The organism is Novosphingobium sp. BW1, assembly GCF_008107685.1.
Taxonomy (GTDB): Bacteria; Pseudomonadota; Alphaproteobacteria; order Sphingomonadales; family Sphingomonadaceae; genus Novosphingobium.
In genome coordinates, this window is sequence record NZ_VIRF01000058.1 from 127,937 (window position 1) to 147,485 (window position 19,549).

Consider the following 19,549-nt stretch of genomic DNA (forward strand, 5'->3'; position numbering starts at 1 on the left):
CGAAGGGCCCCTTGGGTTCAGGCGGGAGGGTTGGAGAGCTTCTCGACGCGTCCGGCGTGGCGTCCGCCACCGAACTCGGTCGAAAGGAAAGCGTCGAGGCAGGCCTTGGCCATGTCGATCCCGGTCAGGCGCGCGCCCATCGCGATGCAGTTCGCGTTGTTGTGCTCACGCGCCAGCGCGGCCGACAGCGGCTCGGAGACGAGCGCGCAGCGGCACGCCGGATTGCGATTTACCGCGATCGAAATGCCGATGCCCGAGCCGCACAGCGCCACGCCATAGTCCGCCGTGCCGTCGGCAATGACCGAACCCAGCAGGTAGCCGTAGTCGGGATAGTCGACGCGGTCGGCGGTTTCGGGGCCGAGGTCGGCCACTTCGTGGCCCAGTTCGATGAGATGGTCGCGCAGCGTGGCCTTGAGGTCCACGGCGGCATGATCGGAAGCAATGGCAATACGCATGGCGAATGGATCTTTTGACAGAGAGAGAATTTGATAGCGCCCCCTTAGTCATCACGGTGTCGTTTTGCGAGTCCCTGAGCGCTTATCTTTGATTGTTGGGCAAGAATGGCTGCGTGCCGGAGAGAGGGGCCCGGTGTGCGCCCCTCATCCAGTTGCGTTGTGGTATGGCTCAATGTACGCGCGCCCCACCTGATCGCGCAAGAAACTTGCTGTGAAAGACAGATGATGCGCAGCGGAAGAAGGAAAGTCAGGGGGCAACCACGCATACTCATCGCTGGAGGCGGTATCGGAGGCCCTTGCCTCGCCCTGACGCTTGACCAGATCGGCGTCGATTGCCTGGTGCTGGAAAGCGTGCGCGGACCCCGGCCGCTAGGCGTGGGGATCAACCTGCAGCCTAACGCGGTGCGCGAACGAGCCGACCTTGGCATTGATCAGGCAAAAATGGACACCAGCAGCATTCCGGCGAAAGAATGGGCGCTGGTCGGCCTCAACCGGCGCGAAATCTGCAGTGGACCGCGCGGACGTCTGGCTGGTTTCCATTGGGACCAGTGCGCGGTGCATCGCGGGCGCTTCCACATGCTTCTGCACGAAACTCCGATTGACAGGCTGGGCGCGGAGAAGGTGCGCCGGGGCCAATGCGTCACGGGGTACCGCAAGGAGCCCGATGGCTCGGTCACTGCGCTGTGCCGCCTTGACGATGGCACCGAGGTCGAGGCGCACGGCGCGCCACTGCGTCGTCATCTATCCGATCCCGACCTGGGTCGACGGGCCAGTGGCGCTGTGCAATCGGGAGGCCGTGCCCTTCGGGCTCCTCAACATGGTGGAGGAGCGCTGCGGTGGCATTTCGAAGATATCGAGGATGTGATTCCCAAGGCCGAGCGCGAGGAATTCATGAGCGCCTACCAGCGCGCAGCGCGCGCGTTGAGGGTACCCACAAGAACGAGGAGAAACTGTCGTGACCCCCACGCTGGAGCATATCTGCGAATTCGAGGTCGAGCTTTCGCCCCCGCACGAGATGGGCCAAAACGCTCAAGGCACCCGGCGCATCATTCCCATTATCGGCGGGCGCGTGACGGGCAAGGCGATTAATGGAAAGTTGCTGTCCATCGGGGCTGACTGGCAGACCGTGCGCACCGACAATGTGGCCTATCTCGATGCGCGCTACGCCATCGAGACCGATGACGGCGCGGTGATCGAGGTCATCAGCCAGGGCCTGCGTCATATGCCACCCGAAGCGGCCGAGCGCATCGCAGCGGGCGAAACGCTCGAGTTTTCGGAATACTACATGCGCACTGCAATCCGCCTCGATACCGGCCACCCGGACTACACTTGGGTCAATCGCTCGCTGTTTGTCGCGGCCGGCGGCAAGTCGGGATCGACCGTCTACCTCTCGGTCCACCGCGTCGCCTGAGTACCGCCGGGCGCAAGGCCGCTCTTCAGGGCCGCGACATCGCGTCGGTATTTTTGGCCATGTATTGCGCGATCCGTGCCTGCAGGTTTCCGGCCATCTCCTGATTGAGAGCCATGACGTCGCGCATGTAGCCGGTGTTGGCAGCGGCCACTTCGGGATCGGACATGATGTCGATCGACTTCGATAGGAACGCACTGCCACTCGGCCTGCGGGCGAAGGCGAGCGTGTCCTCGAGTTCGGCCTTGGTGAAAAGGCGCGCATAGGCGTGGGTCATCGCGTTCATCTGCTTGGGCAGGAAAGCGCTCACGGTCGGTCGCAGCGCTTCGGGAATGTCTGCGAGGTATTCGCGGAGGATTGCGCGCAGGCCTTCGTCCTCGACGTCGTCAAGCGGAATGGCCGCAGTAATTTGCCCGGTAACCGCCTGTAGCATCTCGTGCATTTTCTCCTCGCGTTCGGCGGGTGGAAGCGAAACGGCAACGATGCGCTCCGCAATCGCGAGCCGTTCGGGCTCGACCGCGGCAATGGTTGGAGCGGAGGTGTCCTGTGCGGATGCAGGAACGGAGATGGCTGTACAGGAAAGAGCAAAGGCGAGCGTCGTCGCGAAGGGCTTCATATCGTCGTGTCTTCCGTGCCAGGGCGGCGCTCGGGAGCGCAGGGAATGGGCTATGGTCTAGATGGCTATATGTGCCCGGATAAACGAAAACGCCCGCGGGACAGATCCGCGGGCGATTCGTAAGTGATTTAAATATCGTCTTTTACTGATCGAGGAACGAGCGCATCTTGCGGCTGCGGCTCGGGTGCTTGAGCTTCCTGAGCGCCTTCGCCTCGATTTGACGGATACGTTCGCGGGTCACTGAGAACTGCTGACCGACCTCTTCCAGCGTGTGATCAGTGTTCATGCCAATGCCGAAACGCATACGCAGCACGCGCTCCTCACGCGGGGTGAGGCTGGCAAGGACGCGGGTGACCGTTTCCTTGAGGTTGGACTGGATTGCGGCATCGACCGGGATGATCGCGTTCTTGTCCTCGATGAAGTCACCCAAGTGCGAATCTTCCTCATCGCCGATCGGCGTTTCAAGGGAGATCGGCTCCTTGGCGATCTTCATCACCTTGCGCACCTTCTCAAGTGGCATCGAGAGACGCTCGGCCATTTCCTCAGGGGTCGGCTCGCGACCCTGCTCGTGGAGGAACTGGCGGCTTGTGCGCACGAGCTTGTTGATCGTCTCGATCATGTGGACCGGGATGCGGATCGTGCGTGCCTGGTCCGCAATCGAGCGGGTGATGGCCTGACGGATCCACCACGTTGCGTAAGTCGAGAACTTGTAGCCGCGGCGGTACTCGAACTTGTCGACGGCCTTCATCAGACCGATGTTGCCTTCCTGAATGAGATCGAGGAACTGGAGGCCACGGTTCGTGTACTTCTTGGCGATCGAGATCACCAGGCGCAGGTTCGCCTCGACCATTTCCTTCTTGGCGATGCGCGCCTCGCGCTCACCCTTCTGTACCATGTTGACGATGCGGCGGAACTCGGGGAGCGCCATGCCGGTGGCAGCCGCGATGTCCGAGACTTCCTGGCGGATACGCTCGACGGCATCGGCCTCGTTCTCGGCAAAAGCCGCCCACTTCTTGTCCTTCTTGCCCACTTCCGGCAGCCAGGTGTCATCGAGCTCGCGGCCGACGTAGCTGTTGAGGAAGTCGACGCGCTTCACCTTGTGACGCTCGGCAAGGCGCAGCATCTGGCCACCCAGCGTCGTGAGGCGACGGTTGAAGGTGTACAGGTTATCAACGAGGTATTCGATCTTGGTCGCGTGGAACTGGACCGATTCGACCTGCGCAGTGAGTTCCTCGCGCAGTTCGTTGTAACGGTCTTCCTTGGCGGCCGGGAAATCGATGCCCAGCGCGAGCGCTTCAAGGCGTTCCGACTGAAGCTTCTCGAAAGCCTGGAACAACTCGGTGATGGTGGCGAACTTCTCGAGCGCCTCGGGCTTGAGAGCCGCTTCCATCTGGGCGAGGCTGAGGGTGTTGTCCTCTTCCTCTTCCTCTTCCTTGCGGCCGCCTTCGCCGTCCTCGCCTTCTTCGCCTTCCTCGGAAGATTCCTCTTCGTCGTCGTCCTTATAGGACGGGCCGGCGGTGGCTTCGGAGATCTCGCCGTCGTCCTCGCTCTCACCGTCCTCGTTGAGGCTTTCGGGGGCGGGCTCCTTGGACAGCATGGCGTCGAGATCGAGGATCTCGCGCAGCTGCATTTCCTCGTTGTTGAGGGCTTCGGACCACTGGATGATGGCGTGGAAGGTGATCGGGCTCTCGCACAGGCCCAGAATCATCATGTCGCGGCCAGCTTCGATGCGCTTGGCGATGGCGATTTCGCCCTCGCGGCTGAGCAGTTCGACCGCGCCCATTTCGCGCAGGTACATGCGCACCGGGTCATCGGTGCGCTCGACCGTTTCCTTCTTCTTGGTTTCGACAGCCGGCTTGGGAGAGGTATCGTCGGAGGAATCGACTTCCTCGACTTCTTCCTCATCCTCGTTCTGGCCGTCCTCGTCGTTCTCGACGATGTTGACGCCCATCTCGTTGATCGCGGCGTAGATATCTTCGATCTGATCCGAATTCATCTGGTCCTGGGGCAGGGCCTCGTTGAGTTCGTCGATCGTGATGTAGCCCTTGCGCTTGGCGCGCGCGATCAGCTTTTTGACCGAAGCCTCATTGAGGTCGATCAGCGGCGCGTCGGTACCGTCGTTTTCGCCGCCGTTGGTCTCGTTCTTGCTCATTCTTCCGCCGTTATCCCGTGCTGCCCGACACCCTGTGAGCGTATAATTATACAATCAGGACGAAGACGCATGTCTTGTCGCCATTTGCCTGAGGCGTTTATCAAATTCCAGCTTTCTCTTGAGGAGACGTTGCTGCTCGGCAAAAGTTTCGTCCGAAACCTCGCTTTCGAACCGGGCTGTCGCCTGTGCCAATGCCGCCTCCAGGACCGGACGTTCCACCAAGAGATCGATGGCCTGAGCAAGTTCCGCTGCCGCATGCTCTGCATTCGCGCCCGGGGCCAGAAAGCCGAAGCGAAACCCCGAATATTCAGCGGTTCTTGGAACTTCCAGACCATTTTCCGACAATATGGTGGATAGCGCGTCTTTTTCAAGCGGTGCCATGGCGTCGCAACATTCGAGCAGGGCATCGAAGCGCGAATCAAGGCCCGGCGTACGCGCCAGGGCCTCGGCGTGCCGGGGCACGAGTTCGGGCCAACGCATCAGTCCGGCAATGACGGCGGCGGCGAGACCGTCGCGCGATCCACCCGAAAGCGCCTTTTTCAGCTTCTCGATTGATTCGGGGAGGGAGGGGGGCGTTGCTGGGCGCCCGTTCCAACGCCCCTGGCCGGGACCTCGCGGCGTGAACGGACGGCGCGAATCACCGCCGCCCTGTGCGCCCTGCCAGCGATTCTCGCGGCGCGGAAAAGCGAACTCGCCATATCGGTCGAGCAGTTCGCGCTTGTAGAGACTGGCGATGTCGGGGTGCTGAATCGTCTCGACATGCTGGATGAGGCGGGCCTTGAGTCCCGCCTTGTCCTCGGGTGTGTTGAGGGGGTGTGCGTCCTTTTCCACCTCCCACAGCACGTCGAGCAGGCTTCGTGCCTCGCCAAGCACCCCCTCCATCGCCGCAGGCCCGCGCGCCTTGATGAGATCGTCGGGGTCGAGCCCTTCGGGCAGGCGCACGATGCGCAAGGTGTGCGCCGGGCGCAGTAGGGGGAGGGCGCGGGTGATCGCGCGCAGCGCCGCGCGCTGGCCGGCGGCATCGCCATCGAAGCACAGGATCGGCGCCTCGACATGACGCCAGAGCATCTCGATCTGGTGCTCGGTGAGCGCGGTGCCAAGCGGAGCGACGGCCTCGTCGATGCCCGCAGTGGCGAGCGCGATCACATCCATGTACCCCTCGACCACCACGATCCGACCCGACTGGCGGGCGGCGGGCGCGGCGCGGTGCAGGTTGTAGAGCGTGCGGCCCTTGTCGAAGAGCGGGGTGTCGGGAGAATTGAGGTATTTCGGGGCCTTGGTCTTCTCTTTTGAGAGAATGCGTCCACCAAAGGCGATGACCCGGCCGCGGGCGTCCTCAATCGGGAGCATCAGGCGGCCGCGGAAACGGTCGTAGGGATCGCGGTCCTCGACCTCGATGCGCAGGCCCGCCTCGATCAGCATCGCTTCGGGAAAACGCACGAGGGCCTGCTTGAGAGCCTGCCGCTCGTCGGGCGCGAAGCCGAAGCCGAAGCGCGCGACGATGCGCGGATCGAACCCGCGCGTCTGGAGATAGGCTCGCGCCTCGGCGCCCTCGGGCGTGGTCAGGTTGTGACGGAACCACTCCTGCGCGGCGGTTGTCACGTCGTTGAGCGTATCGCGCTTCTGCGCGGCCTTGGCGGCGCGCGGGTCAGGCTCCGGGACGTCCATCCCGGCCTCGCCCGCAAGCTCCTTGACTGCGTCCATGAAAGCGAGGCCCTGGTGGTCGGTCATCCAGCGGATCGCATCGCCGTGCGCGCCGCAGCCAAAGCAGTGGTAGAACCCCTTCTCGTCGTTGACATAGAAGCTGGGCGACTTCTCGTCGTGGAAGGGGCAGCAGGCCTTGTGCTCACGCCCCGCCTTCTGGAGGCGCACCGAACGGCCCACCAGCGCCGACAGCGTGGTGCGGGAACGGAGCTGGTCGAGCCATTGGGGCGTGAGCACGGAAAAAGCCTGCCTTAAAACGGGAAGGGAAGGGCGATCAGGAGAGCGCGGCCTTCACCCAGCCGCCGGCCTTGCCCATGTCGAGTTCGCTCGCGTGGCGCTCCTTGAGCAGGCCCATGACCTTGCCCATGTCCTTCATGCCGCTTGCGCCGACTTCGGCCTTGATTTCCTCGATCTTGGCCTTGGTTTCCTCTTCGCTCATCTGGGCGGGGAGGAAGGTCTCGATGACCTCGACTTCGGCCTGTTCCTCGGCGGCGCGTTCGGGGCGGCCACCTTCCTCGAACAGCTTGATCGATTCGCGGCGCTGCTTGACCATCTTCTGCAGGACCTCGATCACCATGGCGTCGTCATCGGCGGGCGCTTCGCTGGTGCGCAGCTCGATGTCGCGGTCCTTGAGCTTGGCGAGAATCAGCCGAACGGTTGCAAGGCGCGGTTTGTCGCCGGCCTTCATGGCTGCGATCTGGGCGGCCTTGATCGAATCACGAAGCATTGTTTTCCTGTCGGTGTATGGATGTGGGACGTGCTGGGATTGCATAAGTAGCAAGGCAGCGCGAAAATTGCATCTAGCCGCCTTGACGTGATGTACAACCCTCTCTAGCGGGAGCGCCTTAGCACACATGTCAGAAACACCCTCAACGGAGCGACCCATTATGGCCGACGCCGCATCTTCGCCTGCGCCTAAACCGGAAGGAGCCACGGGCGCTCTTGTACTCAGCACAGGCGAGGTTCTGTGGGGCCGCGGCTTTGGCGCTGTGGGTGTGGCAGAAGGCGAAGTCTGCTTCAACACGGCCATGACCGGCTACCAGGAAGTGATGACCGACCCGTCCTACTCGGGCCAGATCGTCACCTTCACCTTCCCCCATATCGGCAATGTCGGCGTGAACGACGAGGATCTGGAATCCAAGGTCGACGGCGCGGTTGGCTGCGTCGTGCGTGAGGACGTGACGCTCGCCTCGAACTTCCGCTCGGGCGGTGAGTTCGGCGACTGGCTCGCGGCCAAGGGCAAGATCGGCCTTTCGGGCATCGACACCCGCGCACTGACCCGCCGCATCCGCAAGGCCGGCGCCCCCAACGCGGTCATCGCGCATGACCCGGAAGGCAACTTCGATGTGCCCTCACTCATTGCGCAGGCAAAGGCCTGGCCGGGCCTTGAAGGCATGGACCTTGCCAAGGTCGTGACCCGCACCGCGGATGAGAGCTGGGAAGGTTCCACCTGGACGCTGGGCAGCGGTTACGCGGTCTCTGAAGGCGATGATCGCCCACACGTCGTCGCGCTCGACTACGGCGCGAAGGACAACATCTTCCGCAATCTGGTGAAGGCGGGCGCACGCGTGACCGTGGTTCCGGCCGAGACGAGCCTCGACAAGGTTCTCGAACTCAAGCCTGACGGTGTGTTTCTCTCCAACGGCCCGGGCGACCCGGCGGCCACCGGCAGCTACGCCGTTCCCGTCATCAAAGGTCTTCTGGAGCGCGACGTGCCGATCTTTGGCATCTGTCTTGGCCACCAGATGCTTGCCATCGCGGCGGGCGCCAAGACCGCCAAGATGTTCCAGGGCCACCGCGGCGCCAACCACCCGGTCAAGCGCCACGAGGACGGCGTGGTCGAGATTACCTCGATGAACCATGGCTTCGCGGTCGACAACGCGACGCTCCCCGACACCATCGAGGAAACCCACGTCTCGCTCTTCGACGGCTCCAACTGCGGCATCGCGATCAAGGGCAAAAAGGCCTTCGGCGTGCAGTACCACCCCGAAGCCTCGCCGGGCCCGCAGGACAGCTTCTACCTGTTCGAGAAGTTCGTCGGGATGCTGGGATGATGTCCTGGCGCCTTTCCTTTCTCCTTCCCGCCTTCGCGCTGGCGGCCTGCGGCGAACCGCCGCCCAAGGCCCAGGTGGTGACGACGGACGGGAAAGCCATCGCGGAAATCTGCGGTGTGCCCGAGACGATGTTCTCGGGCGGGAAGGGCGCTCCGGTGGTTACTCTCTCTCCCGATCTGAGCGCGCCGGAGCTGGCCTGCACCCTTCGGGAGGTGCGCCGCTCCCTCCCTCAGGCCCGCATTATCGAAGCCGACGCGCCGGGAACTCCGGCACCGACCGCTTCGTCTCCCCTTTGACCCGCATAATTTCAAGGCAGGATTGAACCATGCCCAAACGCACAGACATCTCCTCGATCCTCGTCATCGGCGCGGGACCCATCATTATCGGCCAGGCCTGCGAATTCGACTATTCGGGCACCCAGGCGATCAAGGCCCTCAAGGAAGAGGGCTACCGGGTCATCCTCGTCAACTCGAACCCCGCGACGATCATGACCGATCCGGACATGGCCGATGCGACCTATGTCGAGCCGATCACGCCTGAAGTCGTGGCCAAGATCATTGAGAAGGAGCGCCCCGATGCGGTGCTTCCCACGATGGGCGGCCAGACTGCACTCAACTGCGCGCTCGCGCTGTTCAATGACGGCACGCTGGAGAAGTGGGGCGTCAAGATGATCGGCGCGGACGCCGACGCCATCGACAAGGCCGAAGACCGCCAGCGGTTCCGTGAGGCGATGGACAAGATCGGCCTTGAGAGCGCCCGCTCGGGCGTCGCTCATACCCTGGATGAAGCTCTTACCGTCCTTGAGCGCACGGGTCTGCCCTCGATCATCCGTCCTTCCTTCACGCTCGGCGGCACCGGCGGCGGCATTGCCTACAACAAGGCCGAGTTCGAGGCGATTGTGAAGTCGGGGCTCGACGCGTCCCCCACCACCGAGGTCCTCATTGAGGAATCGCTGCTGGGCTGGAAAGAGTACGAGATGGAGGTTGTCCGCGACCGCAAGGACAACTGCATCATCATCTGCTCGATCGAGAACGTCGACCCGATGGGTGTCCACACCGGCGACTCGATCACCGTGGCTCCCGCGCTCACGCTGACGGACAAGGAATACCAGATCATGCGCACCGCCTCGCTTGAGGTGCTGCGCGAGATCGGCGTCGAAACCGGCGGTTCGAACGTGCAGTTCGCGGTAAACCCCCAGGACGGACGTCTCATCGTCATCGAGATGAACCCGCGCGTCTCGCGTTCCTCGGCGCTGGCCTCGAAGGCCACCGGCTTCCCTATCGCGCGCGTGGCGGCAAAGCTGGCCGTGGGCTACACCCTCGACGAGGTCACCAACGAGATCACCGGCGCCACGCCCGCCTCGTTCGAGCCGACCATCGACTATGTCGTCACCAAGATCCCGCGCTTCACTTTCGAGAAGTTCAAGGGCTCCAAGCCCGAGCTTTCGACCGCGATGAAATCGGTCGGTGAAGTCATGGCGATTGGCCGTAACGTCAAGGAATCGATGCAGAAGGCCCTGCGCGGCCTTGAGACAGGGCTTGACGGCTTTAACCGTGTGGTCGAACTGGAAGGCGCGAGCCGCGATACCATTACTGCCGCGCTTTCGCGGCGCACCCCGACGCGTCTCCTCAACGTGGCCCAGGCCATGCGTGAGGGCTTCACGATCGAGGAAATCCACGCGATCACTTTTTACGACCTGTGGTTCCTGCGCCACATCGAAGAGATCATCGCCGAGGAAGCCAAGATCATGGAGCATGGTCTCCCCATCGATGCTGCGGGCCTGCGCCGGGTGAAGGCCATGGGCTTCTCCGACAAGCGTCTGGCCACGCTCGCCGTGCGTTCGGTCCACGTCGCGGGCGGTCTGGGCGAAACCCAGGCCAAGAGCTCGGGGCTTCTGCACGACACGATCCGCGCGATGGCAGGTGCCACCAGTGAGGAGGAAGTGCGCGCCCTTCGCAACAAGCTGGGCGTGCGCCCGGTCTTCAAGCGCATCGATAGCTGTGCCGCCGAGTTTGAGGCGATCACGCCCTACATGTATTCGACCTATGAGGCGCCGCTCTTTGGTGAGCCTGAAGATGAGGCCATGCCCTCCGAGCGCAAGAAGGTCGTCATTCTGGGCGGTGGTCCCAACCGCATCGGCCAGGGCATTGAGTTCGACTACTGCTGCGTCCATGCCTGCTTCGCGCTTGAAGAGGCCGGGTTCGAAACCATCATGGTCAACTGCAACCCGGAAACGGTTTCGACCGACTACGACACCTCAGACCGCCTCTACTTCGAGCCGCTGACCGCCGAAGACGTGCTGGAAATCCTGCGCGTCGAGCAGTCGAAGGGCGAACTCGTCGGTGTGATCGTCCAGTTTGGTGGCCAGACCCCGCTCAAGCTGGCTGGCGCACTTGAGAAGGCCGGTATCCCGATCCTGGGTACCTCGCCCGACGCCATCGATCTTGCTGAGGACCGTGAGCGCTTCGCTGCTCTGGTCGACAAGCTCAAGCTCAAGCAGCCCGCCAACGGCATGGCGCGCAGCCGTGACGAGGCCGTCGCCGTCGCCAACCGCATCGGCTATCCCGTACTTACGCGTCCCAGCTACGTGCTGGGTGGCCGCGCCATGGAAATCGTCGACAGCGAGCAGCAACTCGATGACTACATCGCGACCGCGGTCCAGGTCTCGGGTGACAGCCCGGTCCTGATCGACCAGTATCTGCGCGATGCGGTCGAATGCGACGTCGACGTGCTGTGCGACGGCGACCAGGTCGTGGTTGCCGGTGTCATGCAGCACATCGAGGAAGCGGGCGTACACTCGGGCGACAGCGCCTGCACCATTCCCGCCTACAGCCTGCCCGCCGAGATCATCGAGGAAATGGAACGCCAGTCGCACGCGCTTGCGCTTGGCCTTGGTGTGCGCGGCCTGATGAATGTGCAGTTTGCGGTTAAGGATGGCGAGGTCTACCTCATCGAGGTCAACCCGCGCGCTTCGCGTACGGTGCCCTTCGTTGCCAAGGCAATCGGTCAGCCCATCGCCAAGATCGCCGCGCGCGTCATGGCGGGGGAAAAGCTGTCGACCTTCCCGCCGATCAAGCGCGAACTTGACTACTTTGCCGTTAAGGAAGCGGTATTCCCCTTCGCGCGCTTCCCGGGTACGGACCCGGTGCTGAGCCCGGAAATGAAGTCGACCGGCGAGGTCATGGGGATCGACCGCGACTATCCGCGCGCCTTCGCCAAGGCCCAACTGGGTGCAGGCATGCGCCTGCCGGTGGAAGGCACGGTCTTCGTCTCGGTCAAGGACAGCGACAAGGATTACATCCTTCCTGCGGTCCAGAAGCTTGCCGACGAGGGCTTCCGCATCATCGCAACTTCGGGCACGCAGCGGTTTCTGGCGGAGGCCGGGATCGCGGTCGAACTCGTGAACAAGGTGGCCGAGGGCCGTCCGCACATCGTCGACAAGATCGAGGATGGTGAGGTCTCGCTGATCTTCAACACGACAGAGGGGTGGCAGAGCCTCAAGGATTCACAGTCGATCCGCGCCTCGGCGTTGACCGCCAAGGTCTCGATCTTCACCACCGCGGCCGCGAGCGTGGCGGCAAGCGAAGCAATCGCGACGATTCGCGGGAGCCAGCTTGAAGTCCGTTCGTTGCAAGATTATTATAGCTAAAATCGATCTTGCCTTCCCACATCGCTGCAGATCGGACCGGTCCCTCCCTGGCGCATGCGCCGGGGGCCGGGCAGGTCATTCGTCGCTGGTGAGCGGCGCAGCGAGGCGAGCATGGGACGGCAACAGGAGGAAGATTTAGATGGCAAGTGTTGAAAAGCTGCCGATGCTCGCCGAGGGCTACGAACGGCTCATGGCAGAGATCAAGGCGCTGCGCGAAGAGCGTCCTCGGGTCGTGGATGCGATCGAGGAAGCGCGCGCGCACGGCGACCTTTCGGAAAATGCGGAATATCACGCGGCGAAAGAACGCCAGGGGCAGATCGAAGCCACGATCGGCGATCTTGAGGACAAGATCAGCCGCGCGCATATCGTCGATCCCGCAACACTGTCGGGTGACAAGATCATCTTCGGGGCAACAGTGACCCTGCTGGACGATGACGAAAAGCCGGTAAAGTATCAGATCGTGGGTCCCTACGAGGCCGACGCGAAGGCTGGGCGCATCAGCTACAACTCGCCGCTCGGCAAAGCGCTGATCGGCAAGAAGGTGAACGAAGAGATCGAGGTGACCGTACCTTCGGGTGACAAGTTCTACCTTGTCGAGAAGATCGACTTTATCTGATCTGGCGGGCATTCCGGGCCGACCCGTTCGCCCGGAATGCCATCCACACACGAAAAGAGCCGGGAAGGGCTAACCTTCCCGGCTCTTTTCGTGTGTGCCGAAGTCTGTATCAGACGTCGTTGTTCTCGGGGTCAAGCAGGCGGTGCAGGTGCACGATCACGTACTTCATCTCGGCATCGTCGACGGTGCGCTGTGCGGCCGACTTCCAGGCGTCCTTCGCGGTTGCCATGTTCGGGAACACGCCCACGATGTCCATGTCGTTGAGGTCGACGAATTCGAGACCGGTCGGATCCTTGACCCGGCCGCCCATCACGAGGTGAAGTTTCTGCTGCATGTGATGTGCCACTTTTTCCTGTTGGGAGACGCCTTGGCCCTATAATTTCCGACTGGGCTGGGGGCAAGGCCGGATCTTCCCGGAAATCGGGCTATTTCAGCTCCTGCAAATCATTATCATAGTGGCTTAGCGGCCCACTTTTTTGCGCAGATCTTCGGCGAAATTCGCGAGTTTGTGCGTGCCTTCGCTGGTTGCCTCGCCTGCCTGTTCGATCCGCTTGCCGCTTTTGCGGGCGATGGCGGATGCAAATCCCAGCGCCGCAGTAGCCAATTTTTCAAGCTTGCCCGCAGCGTAGTCACCCGCGTGCTCGGCGCGTTCCTCGAGTCCTTCGAGGGCCGCGTGCGTCTCATCGCTTGCGCGGTGGCCCAGGAAGCGGATTTCGTCGCCGGCGCGCTTGCCGAACAGAAGAGTGGTGGTGCCCGCCGTCTGGGCAATGCTGACTGCGCGCGAAGCCGCGCTGCGCGTCATACGGCGCGGCAGGAGTGCGGCAACCGCCGCGCCAACCGCTAGGCCGCCAGCCACGGTGATGACCGGATGGCGCTTTACGAAGCCAATCACCTTCTCGGAAGGACGCTCGTCCTTGCTCGCGGAGTGCAGGGCGACGATTTTCCCTGTATTGGCACTTGTTGCCGATGTGGCGGGGGTGGTGCGATCGCTGTCAGCCATTGTCGGTGTCCTCTTCATGGTCGTGATCAAGCCGCAGCAGCGTCTCGACCCAGGAGATTAGCGGATTTCTGAATATCCAAAGCGCCAGCGCGGCGAGGGTTCCGCCCACAACGGCTGGGTTGTCTTCAACGACGGCCACGGCCTCGTCGAAAGCGCCGCGCGCGGCCTCGACGGTTTCGTCGAGGATGCGCCCTGCAATGCCGCGTTCCTCCATGTCGGCGCGGATTGCGCCGTAGCGCGCATCGAACGCCTCCTTGGCCGCGTTGCGCATCTCACGCTGTGCCATGACCTCTTGGGCCGAACTCTTCATAGTCGCGCCTCTTCGCTGGTCGTGTTCGCGATAATGCGCTTCATGGCGCCAAGCTTGCGTTTGGCATTCATTGCGCACAGCCCCGCAAGGACGGCAAGTCCAAGCGTGACAACGACCATTGCGCCCCAGGCGCCGATTACCTGACCAAGTGCGACGAGAAGGCCGACCACGGCAGCCATGGCTGCGAAGAAAAACAGCACGAGCCCGATGACGAGTAGGGCCAGGATCTTCTTGACCTGCTGCCCGGCATAGGTCGCGCGCGCTTTTTGAAAGCCGAGTTCGGCCTTGGCAAGGATCTTGGCCTCATCGGCGAGAAGGCGCAGATCCTCAGCAAGGGAAACGTCGTCGGTTCCCGGGCCTGGCTCGGTCCCCGGCGGGGGTTGGTGAAGCATCAATCAGACTCGGTCGTCAGAGGAATTCAGCTGCTTTTCGAAAACAGGCGGCCCAGCACGTAGCCTGCCGCCACGGCCATGCCGACGGAGAGGGTCGGATTGGAGCGGACGAAAGCGCGGGTGTCCTTGCCCAGTTCCTCGAAGGACTTTTCATCGAGGCGGGCTGCGGCGTCCTGCATCGACTTGGACGCGGAGCGGGCATAGTCGCCGTATTTCACGCCTGCCTTGTCATCAATGTAGGCGATGTTGTCGTCGATGACCTTGGAGATGCGCACGATCGCCTTGCTCGTCTGTGCCTTGCCTTCCACGGCGTATTCCCCCGCCTTGGCTTTGGCGTCTGCGGCAAAGGCATCCGCCTTTCCGCGCGCCTCGTCCGAGCAATGCTTCGCTTCCTCGTTCAGGCTCTCCTTCTTCTGGGAGAACTTGGCGCGATATTCGTCCGCAAGGGCGTGGGCGCCAGCCTTGGCTTCATCGACCGCCTTGGTGAAGTGGCTCTTGGCGGCATCGGCGCCAGCGGTCGTCGTGTCGTCTACGGTGGATTCGACCATCGAGGTTTCCTTCCTTTGCCCAATCGCCGCAGTCTGCCTTTGCCCCGGCATCGCGTGCGGCGTCTGAATGATATGGTGTGCACTCAGGGTAACACAAGCTACTCAATAATGCTGCAACGCAACTTGTCACATGTTGTTCCGCTGCTTAGAGCGCCAACCAGAGTCACTGGAACGTGGCGACAGAGGAGGTTTCGAAAATGACCGCGATCATCGATATTCATGGCCGTGAAATTCTGGATAGCCGTGGCAACCCCACCGTGGAGGTTGACGTGCTGCTGGAAGACGGCAGCTTCGGCCGCGCCGCCGTGCCTTCGGGCGCGTCGACGGGGGCGCATGAAGCGGTCGAACTTCGGGACGGGGACAAGGACCGGTACCTGGGCAAGGGCGTGCTCAAGGCCGTGGACGCGGTCAACAACGATATTGCCGAGTGCCTGATCGGCCTCGATGCCGAAGACCAGCGCGACCTCGACTTGGCGATGATCGATCTTGACGGGACCGAGAACAAGAGCCGCCTTGGGGCCAACGCGATTCTGGGAACCAGTCTGGCACTTGCCAAGGCGGCCGCGAATGCCCGTGGTCTGCCGCTCTATTCGTACATTGGCGGTGTCTCGGCGCATGTACTGCCGGTGCCGATGATGAATATCATCAATGGCGGCGAGCACGCCGACAACCCGATCGACTTCCAGGAATTCATGATCATGCCGGTGGGCGCCGGTTCGATCACCGAGGCGGTTCGCTGGGGCGCCGAGATCTTCCACACGCTCAAGAAGGGTCTGTCGGAGAAGGGCCTGGCCACAGCGGTCGGTGACGAAGGCGGCTTCGCTCCCAACCTTGCCAGCACGCGCGATGCGCTCGACTTCGTGATGGCCTCCATCGAAAAGGCCGGCTTCAAGCCCGGAACCGACATCCAGCTGGCCCTTGACTGCGCCTCGACCGAATTCTTCCGCGAGGGCAAGTACGAGATCAGCGGTGAGGGGCTTTCGCTCGCACCGGCCGCTTTCGCCGACTACCTTGCCGACCTTTGCGCGGCCTACCCGATCATCTCGGTTGAGGACGGCATGGCTGAGGACGACTTCGAGGGCTGGAAGGCGCTGACCGAGAAGGTCGGGGACACGGTGCAACTGGTGGGTGACGACCTCTTCGTGACCAACCCCAAGCGCTTGACCATGGGCATCGAGCAGGGTCTCGCCAACTCGCTCCTTGTGAAGGTCAATCAGATCGGCACGCTGACCGAAACCCTTGAGGCCGTCTCGATCGCGAACCGTGCAGGCTACACCGCGGTTATGTCACACCGTTCGGGCGAAACCGAGGACGCGACCATCGCCGACCTCGCTGTTGCCACCAACTGCGGCCAGATCAAGACCGGCTCGCTCGCGCGTTCGGACCGGCTTGCCAAGTACAACCAGCTTATCCGCATCGAGGAAGAGCTGGGCGGCGCGGCGCACTACGCCGGTGCCGAAGCCTTCAAGGTTTCGCTCGGCTGACAGACCGGCGTGGCAGGCGCGCGCCGCATGCTGGGGCCGCGCTCGTCCTCGTGAGTTGAAGAAGCCCCGGTACTGCATTGGTATCGGGGCTTTTTTATTGCGCCTTTAGGGCTGCGCTCGTGCCGCCTTCTTCGAGCAGCACCACCGAACGCGAGGCGGCAGTGAAGTACTCAAGCATAGCTCCGTAGCCACGCGCGCTCAATTTCACATAGACGCGGCGGGCATCGCCGGGGTCGGCTTCGCGCAGGAGAAGTCCCTGTTTTTCCAGGATCGTGATCCAGCGCAGCGCGGTGGTGGAAGGCACGGCAGAACCTATGCACGCGCTCGTCACCGACACGCCGCGCCGTTCCTTGGCGGCAATGAACAGGTCCAGCAGGATATCCCAGGCCGGCTCACCAAACAGGTCATCGGACTGGAAGATCTTGGAGCGCCGCCGCCGGTCCTCGTACGTCTGTCGAGCGAGTTCCACCCAGATGGGGTGGTCTTTGCGGCCTGTGTCGTTGGCGGACGTGGCGGCCCGCAGGCGTCGGGTATGGCCATCTGCCGCGGCAAGATCGGGCAGGACATCGAAGGGCGAGGCGCCTTCTGGCACGTCGTCGTCAAGTTCGAGCTGGCGCGCCATGGCCAGGAGTTCATTGGCGATGCCGATCAGGCGGATCGCCTTGTTTCGGTTTCGCATCCTCTGGTCTGTATTTTCCATCAGTCCGGATCACCGTCGCACAAGGAGTGGGTGGTCCGATGGGCCGGATGGCCAACCGGGAGCCGAGATCCACATCGACGTCGGAGCAATCGTGCGTACAAATCCTGACTGAGCCGCGCCATACCTCCATGCGGCCTTGAAGTCCCGTCTTGACGAATTCTTGCCCCGATCGTCTGACATGGCCCAACAACCTTAAGCGCGCTTACGGGACCGCGTCTTTACGAGGTTATTCCATTTCGGTTGCAGTTGGCAGCAGTTCGATTGATCGGTTGAGCAGCGTCACGGCCGCATCGAGGTGGGCGGCGGCGACGCTTTCACCCGCAATGTCGAGCTGGGCGAGGCGGTCGTAGAGATCATCGCGCAATTCCTGCAATTGAGCCCGGTCATTCATGGTGCCGTTTCTCCTGTCGGCTGTTGGTGTACCGGCTGCGACCCCGGGTTTGGCTTCTTGTGAACGCCTCTTGCATCGAGCGTTCCGAGCCAGATGTCACATTAACATCCGTTATGGCTCTAAAACGCCATATGCCCTTCTCTTAGGACCATTCGAGGGCGGGGCAATCGGGGTTTGCGCACTGTTGCGTTTCGGGACTGGTGTGAGGGTGAAAGCTACCGCGCTTCAGCGCGCGGCGCATGCATGAAAAAAGGCGCCGGGCCAAGGCCACGGCGCCCTTCGCAAGGCAGAGGAGATGCCTTATCTTAGCGACCGAACTTGTCTTGCAGCTTGAGCAGGGCCAGTGCCGCCTTGGCCGCTTCGCCGCCCTTGTCCTTCTGCGCCGGATCGGCGCGGACGAGGGCCTGTTCTTCGTTCTCGACGGTCAGGATGCCGTTGCCGATGGCGATGCCGTCCATGGTCAGCGCCATGATGCCGCGCGCGCTTTCGCCTGCGACGATCTCGAAGTGGTAGGTCTCACCGCGGATCACAACGCCTATGGCGACATAGCCATCGTATTCACCGGCGCCGTCCGCGAGTGCGAGCGCGCCCGGGATTTCGAGTGCGCCGGGTACGGTGATGACATCGACCGAGTGCCCTTCGGCCTCCAGCGCCTTGCGGGCGCCTGCGACGAGCATGTCGTTGAGGTGGTCGTAGAAGCGGGCTTCGACGATTAGAAAACGAGCCATGGTGGTAGCTTCCTTAGCTTTCGCTGGACGTGATGGGGCGTTCGCCGACGATATCGAGGCCATAGCCTTCGAGCGCGACAAGCGAATGGCGGGTGTTGGTCAGGAGGATCATGTCGTGGATTCCCAGTTCGGCCAGGATCTGCGCGCCTACGCCGTAATCGCGCAATTCCTCCAGGTCCGGATTCTTTCCATCGCGGAACTGGCGCTTGAGGTCCATCACTTCGGAGAAAGATTGCGACATCGGGCCGTTGATGACGACGATGACTCCCGAGCCTTCCTCCGCGATGATCTTCATCGAGCGCTGCAGGAGGTCGGAGCGATCCTGCGATTCCTCGCCAAAGATGTCCACGAAGGTGGAGAGGGTGTGCATGCGCACCAGCGTCGGTTGCGCGGGGTCGATGCGTCCCTTGACCAGCGCGATGGTCTCATCTCCGGTCGCCCGGTTGTGGTAGCAGCACGCCGTCCACAGGCCGCCGTAGCGGCTCGTGAAGGTGAGTTCGTTGGTCTTCTCGACCATGCGGTCGTGCTTGCGACGGTAGGCGATGAGATCGCGAATGGTGCCGATCTTGAGGTCGTGGAGGCGCGCGAAGCTGACGAGGTCGTCCATGCGGGCCATTGTCCCGTCGTCCTTCATGATCTCGCAGATCACGCCCGAGGGATTGAGGCCGGCCAGGCGCGAGATGTCGACTGCGGCCTCGGTATGGCCTGTGCGCACGAGAACGCCGCCATCACGCGCGCGCAGCGGGAAGACGTGGCCCGGGGTGACGATGTCGGCCTTGGACTTGGTGCCGTCGATGGCAACCGACACAGTGCGGGCACGGTCGCCTGCGGAAATGCCCGTGGTCACGCCTTCGCGCGCCTCGATCGAAGTGGTGAAGGCGGTCTCGTGCCGGGTGCCGTTGTGCTGGCTCATCAGATCGAGGCCGAGTTCGTCGACGCGCTGGTTTGTCAGCGACAGGCAGATGAGGCCGCGGCCGTGGGTGGCCATGAAGTTGATCGCGGCGGGCGTTGCCATCTGGGCCGGGATGACGAGGTCTCCCTCGTTCTCGCGGTCCTCGTCGTCAACGAGGATGAACATGCGGCCGTTGCGCGCCTCGTCGATGATCTCCTCGATGGGGACGAGGACGGGGGTCTCGTCGTTCGAGAAGAGCACGTGTTCGAGTTTTGCGAGGGTTTCGGTGGTGGGGTTCCAGCTATCCTCGGTGCAGTCGCGCAGGGTATTGGCGTGGAGACCAGCGGCGCGGGCAAGTCCGGCGCGGCTCATGCCGCCTTCGATGATGAGCTTGCGGACCTGGTCGATGACTTTGGAGGGCATTGGTCTTTCTCACATTACGATGTGTGG

Annotated in this window: 21 protein-coding genes; 6 read left to right on the forward strand and 15 right to left on the reverse strand. The window is 62.7% G+C overall.

Annotated features, from left to right (window positions below):
- Nucleotides 1-17: 17 nt before the first annotated feature.
- Together rpiB and FMM79_RS05655 are read right to left on the reverse strand one after the other, a co-directional pair.
- Nucleotides 18-455: a ribose 5-phosphate isomerase B gene (gene rpiB / locus FMM79_RS05650; protein ID WP_148626552.1), complete on the reverse strand. Its 438-nt coding sequence runs from the start codon at nt 453-455 to the stop codon at nt 18-20.
- 369 nt (nt 456-824) lie between these two features.
- Entirely contained in the window at nt 825-1,196 is a 372-nt protein-coding gene (locus FMM79_RS05655) for a hypothetical protein (RefSeq protein ID WP_148626553.1), read from the reverse strand.
- A gap of 214 nt (nt 1,197-1,410) precedes the next feature.
- Here FMM79_RS05655 and FMM79_RS05660 point away from each other — a divergent pair, with 214 nt between their 5' ends.
- Complete coding sequence (locus FMM79_RS05660; protein WP_148626554.1) at nt 1,411-1,866, forward strand: DUF3237 domain-containing protein; 456 nt, start codon at nt 1,411-1,413, stop codon at nt 1,864-1,866.
- Between the two features lie 25 nt (nt 1,867-1,891).
- Here FMM79_RS05660 and FMM79_RS05665 read toward each other — a convergent pair whose 3' ends face one another.
- The 4 genes from FMM79_RS05665 to FMM79_RS05680 form a co-directional block, all read right to left on the reverse strand.
- Nucleotides 1,892-2,479, reverse strand: coding sequence for a hypothetical protein (locus tag FMM79_RS05665; RefSeq protein ID WP_148626555.1), 588 nt, complete (start codon nt 2,477-2,479; stop codon nt 1,892-1,894).
- 142 nt (nt 2,480-2,621) lie between these two features.
- Complete coding sequence (rpoD, locus tag FMM79_RS05670) at nt 2,622-4,631, reverse strand: RNA polymerase sigma factor RpoD (protein WP_148626556.1); 2,010 nt, start codon at nt 4,629-4,631, stop codon at nt 2,622-2,624.
- Between the two features lie 54 nt (nt 4,632-4,685).
- Nucleotides 4,686-6,572 (reverse strand): DNA primase, encoded by a 1,887-nt coding sequence (dnaG, locus tag FMM79_RS05675; RefSeq protein WP_148626557.1) that lies wholly within the window; start codon nt 6,570-6,572, stop codon nt 4,686-4,688.
- A gap of 37 nt (nt 6,573-6,609) precedes the next feature.
- Complete coding sequence (locus FMM79_RS05680; protein ID WP_148626558.1) at nt 6,610-7,062, reverse strand: GatB/YqeY domain-containing protein; 453 nt, start codon at nt 7,060-7,062, stop codon at nt 6,610-6,612.
- 160 nt (nt 7,063-7,222) lie between these two features.
- Between FMM79_RS05680 and carA the strand changes: the two genes are divergently transcribed.
- From carA to greA, 4 genes are all read left to right on the forward strand, one after another.
- Nucleotides 7,223-8,389, forward strand: a complete 1,167-nt coding sequence (gene carA / locus FMM79_RS05685; protein ID WP_148626559.1) for a glutamine-hydrolyzing carbamoyl-phosphate synthase small subunit — start codon at nt 7,223-7,225, stop codon at nt 8,387-8,389.
- Nucleotides 8,386-8,685, forward strand: a complete 300-nt coding sequence (locus FMM79_RS05690) for a hypothetical protein (protein WP_148626560.1) — start codon at nt 8,386-8,388, stop codon at nt 8,683-8,685. The genes carA and FMM79_RS05690 overlap by 4 nt, the downstream gene beginning before the upstream one ends.
- A gap of 29 nt (nt 8,686-8,714) precedes the next feature.
- Nucleotides 8,715-12,038, forward strand: a complete 3,324-nt coding sequence (carB, locus tag FMM79_RS05695) for a carbamoyl-phosphate synthase large subunit (protein ID WP_148626561.1) — start codon at nt 8,715-8,717, stop codon at nt 12,036-12,038.
- Between the two features lie 139 nt (nt 12,039-12,177).
- Nucleotides 12,178-12,654, forward strand: a complete 477-nt coding sequence (gene greA / locus FMM79_RS05700; protein WP_148626562.1) for a transcription elongation factor GreA — start codon at nt 12,178-12,180, stop codon at nt 12,652-12,654.
- Between the two features lie 109 nt (nt 12,655-12,763).
- Here the strand turns inward: greA and FMM79_RS05705 are convergent, their stop codons facing one another.
- From FMM79_RS05705 to FMM79_RS05725, 5 genes are all read right to left on the reverse strand, one after another.
- A complete protein-coding gene (locus FMM79_RS05705; RefSeq protein ID WP_148626563.1) occupies nt 12,764-12,988 on the reverse strand; it encodes a DUF4170 domain-containing protein in 225 nt (74 codons plus the stop codon).
- Between the two features lie 126 nt (nt 12,989-13,114).
- A complete protein-coding gene (locus FMM79_RS05710; RefSeq protein WP_148626564.1) occupies nt 13,115-13,654 on the reverse strand; it encodes a hypothetical protein in 540 nt (179 codons plus the stop codon).
- On the reverse strand, nt 13,647-13,964 hold the full coding sequence (locus FMM79_RS05715; RefSeq protein ID WP_148626565.1) for a hypothetical protein: 318 nt from the start codon (nt 13,962-13,964) through the stop codon (nt 13,647-13,649). The genes FMM79_RS05710 and FMM79_RS05715 overlap by 8 nt, the downstream gene beginning before the upstream one ends.
- Nucleotides 13,961-14,356 (reverse strand): phage holin family protein, encoded by a 396-nt coding sequence (locus FMM79_RS05720; protein ID WP_148626566.1) that lies wholly within the window; start codon nt 14,354-14,356, stop codon nt 13,961-13,963. Before FMM79_RS05720 ends, FMM79_RS05715 begins: the two co-directional genes overlap by 4 nt.
- Nucleotides 14,357-14,382: 26 nt before the next feature.
- Entirely contained in the window at nt 14,383-14,904 is a 522-nt protein-coding gene (locus tag FMM79_RS05725) for a hypothetical protein (protein ID WP_148626567.1), read from the reverse strand.
- A 197-nt stretch (nt 14,905-15,101) separates the two neighbouring features.
- On the opposite strand from FMM79_RS05725, the gene eno reads away from it, so the two are divergent.
- On the forward strand, nt 15,102-16,388 hold the full coding sequence (eno, locus tag FMM79_RS05730; protein WP_148626568.1) for a phosphopyruvate hydratase: 1,287 nt from the start codon (nt 15,102-15,104) through the stop codon (nt 16,386-16,388).
- Between the two features lie 94 nt (nt 16,389-16,482).
- Here eno and FMM79_RS05735 read toward each other — a convergent pair whose 3' ends face one another.
- The 4 genes from FMM79_RS05735 to ribB all read right to left on the reverse strand — a co-directional run bounded on the left by FMM79_RS05735 (nt 16,483) and on the right by ribB (nt 19,522).
- Nucleotides 16,483-17,088 carry a MarR family transcriptional regulator gene (locus FMM79_RS05735; RefSeq protein ID WP_148626569.1) on the reverse strand — a complete coding sequence of 202 codons (606 nt, stop codon included), beginning with the start codon at nt 17,086-17,088 and terminating at the stop codon, nt 16,483-16,485.
- Between the two features lie 226 nt (nt 17,089-17,314).
- Entirely contained in the window at nt 17,315-17,479 is a 165-nt protein-coding gene (locus tag FMM79_RS21180) for a hypothetical protein (protein WP_153269314.1), read from the reverse strand.
- 305 nt (nt 17,480-17,784) lie between these two features.
- Nucleotides 17,785-18,207 carry a 6,7-dimethyl-8-ribityllumazine synthase gene (gene ribH / locus FMM79_RS05740; protein WP_039393850.1) on the reverse strand — a complete coding sequence of 141 codons (423 nt, stop codon included), beginning with the start codon at nt 18,205-18,207 and terminating at the stop codon, nt 17,785-17,787.
- A 13-nt stretch (nt 18,208-18,220) separates the two neighbouring features.
- Nucleotides 18,221-19,522 (reverse strand): 3,4-dihydroxy-2-butanone-4-phosphate synthase, encoded by a 1,302-nt coding sequence (gene ribB, locus FMM79_RS05745; protein ID WP_148626570.1) that lies wholly within the window; start codon nt 19,520-19,522, stop codon nt 18,221-18,223.
- Nucleotides 19,523-19,549 lie beyond the last annotated feature (27 nt).

Excerpts from the sequence above, each read along its gene's own strand:
- rpoD (WP_148626556.1), bottom strand. The coding sequence starts at position 4,631 with ATGAGCAAGAACGAGACCAACGGCGGCGAAAACGACGGTACCGACGCG.
- greA (WP_148626562.1), top strand. The coding sequence starts at position 12,178 with ATGGCAAGTGTTGAAAAGCTGCCGATGCTCGCCGAGGGCTACGAACGG.
- FMM79_RS05680 (WP_148626558.1), bottom strand. The coding sequence starts at position 7,062 with ATGCTTCGTGATTCGATCAAGGCCGCCCAGATCGCAGCCATGAAGGCC.
- FMM79_RS05715 (WP_148626565.1), bottom strand. The coding sequence starts at position 13,964 with ATGAAGAGTTCGGCCCAAGAGGTCATGGCACAGCGTGAGATGCGCAAC.
- FMM79_RS05655 (WP_148626553.1), bottom strand. The coding sequence starts at position 1,196 with ATGACGACGCAGTGGCGCGCCGTGCGCCTCGACCTCGGTGCCATCGTC.
- FMM79_RS05725 (WP_148626567.1), bottom strand. The coding sequence starts at position 14,904 with ATGGTCGAATCCACCGTAGACGACACGACGACCGCTGGCGCCGATGCC.
- FMM79_RS05665 (WP_148626555.1), bottom strand. The coding sequence starts at position 2,479 with ATGAAGCCCTTCGCGACGACGCTCGCCTTTGCTCTTTCCTGTACAGCC.
- ribB (WP_148626570.1), bottom strand. The coding sequence starts at position 19,522 with ATGCCCTCCAAAGTCATCGACCAGGTCCGCAAGCTCATCATCGAAGGC.
- FMM79_RS05720 (WP_148626566.1), bottom strand. The coding sequence starts at position 14,356 with ATGCTTCACCAACCCCCGCCGGGGACCGAGCCAGGCCCGGGAACCGAC.
- FMM79_RS21180 (WP_153269314.1), bottom strand. The coding sequence starts at position 17,479 with ATGAATGACCGGGCTCAATTGCAGGAATTGCGCGATGATCTCTACGAC.
- carB (WP_148626561.1), top strand. The coding sequence starts at position 8,715 with ATGCCCAAACGCACAGACATCTCCTCGATCCTCGTCATCGGCGCGGGA.
- FMM79_RS05690 (WP_148626560.1), top strand. The coding sequence starts at position 8,386 with ATGATGTCCTGGCGCCTTTCCTTTCTCCTTCCCGCCTTCGCGCTGGCG.
- ribH (WP_039393850.1), bottom strand. The coding sequence starts at position 18,207 with ATGGCTCGTTTTCTAATCGTCGAAGCCCGCTTCTACGACCACCTCAAC.
- FMM79_RS05705 (WP_148626563.1), bottom strand. The coding sequence starts at position 12,988 with ATGCAGCAGAAACTTCACCTCGTGATGGGCGGCCGGGTCAAGGATCCG.
- eno (WP_148626568.1), top strand. The coding sequence starts at position 15,102 with ATGACCGCGATCATCGATATTCATGGCCGTGAAATTCTGGATAGCCGT.
- rpiB (WP_148626552.1), bottom strand. The coding sequence starts at position 455 with ATGCGTATTGCCATTGCTTCCGATCATGCCGCCGTGGACCTCAAGGCC.
- FMM79_RS05710 (WP_148626564.1), bottom strand. The coding sequence starts at position 13,654 with ATGGCTGACAGCGATCGCACCACCCCCGCCACATCGGCAACAAGTGCC.
- carA (WP_148626559.1), top strand. The coding sequence starts at position 7,223 with ATGGCCGACGCCGCATCTTCGCCTGCGCCTAAACCGGAAGGAGCCACG.
- FMM79_RS05735 (WP_148626569.1), bottom strand. The coding sequence starts at position 17,088 with ATGGAAAATACAGACCAGAGGATGCGAAACCGAAACAAGGCGATCCGC.